The sequence below is a fragment of the Paenibacillus mellifer genome (assembly GCF_023195895.1).
Taxonomy (GTDB): Bacteria; Bacillota; Bacilli; order Paenibacillales; family Paenibacillaceae; genus Fontibacillus; species Fontibacillus mellifer.
Window position 1 is genome coordinate 1 of the sequence record NZ_JALPRK010000045.1, and the last position, 1,769, is coordinate 1,769.

General features: G+C 51.2%; 16 tRNA genes. All 16 read left to right on the plus strand.

The annotated features are described in order from the left end of the window. Window positions 1–70 precede the first annotated feature (70 nt). Window positions 71–146 (plus strand) — tRNA-Asn (locus M0651_RS23810). A gap of 6 nt (window positions 147–152) precedes the next feature. Further along, a tRNA-Ser gene (locus tag M0651_RS23815) sits at window positions 153–244 on the plus strand. A 22-nt stretch (window positions 245–266) separates the two neighbouring features. Further along, window positions 267–338 (plus strand) — tRNA-Glu (locus M0651_RS23820). Window positions 339–421: 83 nt separating this feature from the next. After that, window positions 422–497 (plus strand) — tRNA-Val (locus tag M0651_RS23825). Between the two features lie 19 nt (window positions 498–516). Next, window positions 517–590 (plus strand) — tRNA-Met (locus M0651_RS23830). A 34-nt stretch (window positions 591–624) separates the two neighbouring features. Continuing rightward, a tRNA-Asp gene (locus tag M0651_RS23835) sits at window positions 625–701 on the plus strand. Window positions 702–718: 17 nt separating this feature from the next. Then, window positions 719–794, plus strand: a tRNA-Phe gene (locus tag M0651_RS23840). A gap of 19 nt (window positions 795–813) precedes the next feature. After that, a tRNA-Thr gene (locus M0651_RS23845) sits at window positions 814–889 on the plus strand. A 3-nt stretch (window positions 890–892) separates the two neighbouring features. Continuing rightward, window positions 893–978: transfer RNA gene (locus M0651_RS23850), tRNA-Tyr, on the plus strand. Between the two features lie 7 nt (window positions 979–985). Continuing rightward, a tRNA-Trp gene (locus M0651_RS23855) sits at window positions 986–1,059 on the plus strand. Window positions 1,060–1,091: 32 nt separating this feature from the next. Next, window positions 1,092–1,167 (plus strand) — tRNA-His (locus tag M0651_RS23860). A 23-nt stretch (window positions 1,168–1,190) separates the two neighbouring features. Continuing rightward, window positions 1,191–1,262 (plus strand) — tRNA-Gln (locus M0651_RS23865). 5 nt (window positions 1,263–1,267) lie between these two features. Next, window positions 1,268–1,342, plus strand: a tRNA-Gly gene (locus tag M0651_RS23870). A gap of 11 nt (window positions 1,343–1,353) precedes the next feature. Continuing rightward, window positions 1,354–1,427 (plus strand) — tRNA-Cys (locus M0651_RS23875). Between the two features lie 10 nt (window positions 1,428–1,437). Further along, window positions 1,438–1,523 (plus strand) — tRNA-Leu (locus M0651_RS23880). Window positions 1,524–1,544: 21 nt separating this feature from the next. Beyond that, window positions 1,545–1,624 (plus strand) — tRNA-Leu (locus tag M0651_RS23885). Window positions 1,625–1,769: the final 145 nt, after the last annotated feature.

Below are 1,769 nucleotides of genomic sequence, written 5' to 3' on the forward strand. Positions count from 1 at the left end.
AAACATCTAAAACAGCAAATACGTTTCGTATCCAGTTTTCAAGGATTAAACCTTGAAAAGTTCATAATGTTCCCTGATAGCTCAGTTGGTAGAGCACTCGACTGTTAATCGAGTTGTCACAGGTTCGAGTCCTGTTCGGGGAGCCACTATATGGAGAGGTGTCCGAGTTGGCCGAAGGAGCACGATTGGAAATCGTGTAGGCGTCACAAGCGTCTCGAGGGTTCGAATCCCTCTCTCTCCGCCATAATCTTTCAGCTCTAAAGCATGGCCCGTTGGTCAAGGGGTTAAGACACCTCCCTTTCACGGAGGTAACAGGGGTTCGAATCCCCTACGGGTCATTTTATTCCTTTAGCAGTTACTTCATTGATTCACTTGATTTATAGTGGAGTTATCTGGTACAATAAAACTTGTCTTTTCCCATGGAGGCTTAGCTCAGCTGGGAGAGCATCTGCCTTACAAGCAGAGGGTCGGGGGTTCGATCCCCTCAGCCTCCACCATATAACATCTTATTACTGACGCGGGGTGGAGCAGCCCGGTAGCTCGTCGGGCTCATAACCCGAAGGCCGCAGGTTCAAATCCTGCCCCCGCAATTATCCTCGCAAGAGGATGGCATTATCCAAGTGTGGAGCCGTGGTGTAGAGGCCTAACATGCCTGCCTGTCACGCAGGAGACCGCGGGTTCGAATCCCGTCGGCTCCGCCATTTAACTTAATATGTAAGGCTCGGTAGCTCAGTCGGTAGAGCAGAGGACTGAAAATCCTCGTGTCGGCGGTTCGATTCCGTCCCGAGCCACCATTCAACTTTTTGTTGAAGGGCCGGTGTAGCTCAACTGGTAGAGCAACTGACTTGTAATCAGTAGGTTGGGGGTTCAAGTCCTCTCGCCGGCACCACATGGAGGCTTAGCGAAGTGGCCAAACGCAGCAGACTGTAAATCTGTTCTCTGACGAGTTCGGTGGTTCGAATCCATCAGCCTCCACCAGTTTTATAGGGGCATAGTTTAAAGGTAGAACAAAGGTCTCCAAAACCTTTGGTGTGGGTTCAATTCCTGCTGCCCCTGCCACATTTTTTAGAAGTAGTGAATTTCATATTATGGCGGTCGTGGCGAAGGGGTTAACGCACCGGATTGTGGCTCCGGCATTCGTGGGTTCAAGTCCCATCGATCGCCCCATTTACTTTAACAATCAAATATAGTGGGGATTAGCCAAGCGGTAAGGCAACGGACTTTGACTCCGTCATGCATAGGTTCGAATCCTATATCCCCAGTATAAGCGGACGTGGCTCAGCGGTAGAGCATCGCCTTGCCAAGGCGAGGGTCGCGGGTTCGATTCCCGTCGTCCGCTCCATTTTTATATTTGGCGCCATAGCCAAGTGGTAAGGCACAGCTCTGCAAAAGCTTTATCCCCAGTTCGAGTCTGGGTGGCGCCTCCATTCATGTTTCGCGGGAGTGGCGGAATCGGCAGACGCACAGGACTTAAAATCCTGCGGTAGGTGACTACCGTACCAGTTCAAGTCTGGTCTTCCGCACTTTTGAACAATTTTATATATGCCGGTGTGGCGGAATTGGCAGACGCGCGCGACTCAAAATCGTGAGGGAAACCGTGGGGGTTCGAGTCCCTTCACCGGCATCATCATTACAATCAGAGAGCTTCAAGGACAATTGTCCTTGAAGCTTTTTTGTGGTACGCCCAGCATGAGCGTCATCTCTAGGGTGAAAGTCCCGAACGGGGGCTGGCAAGCGCCTACCGTTAGCCAAAGGCAAGGGTGTTCATT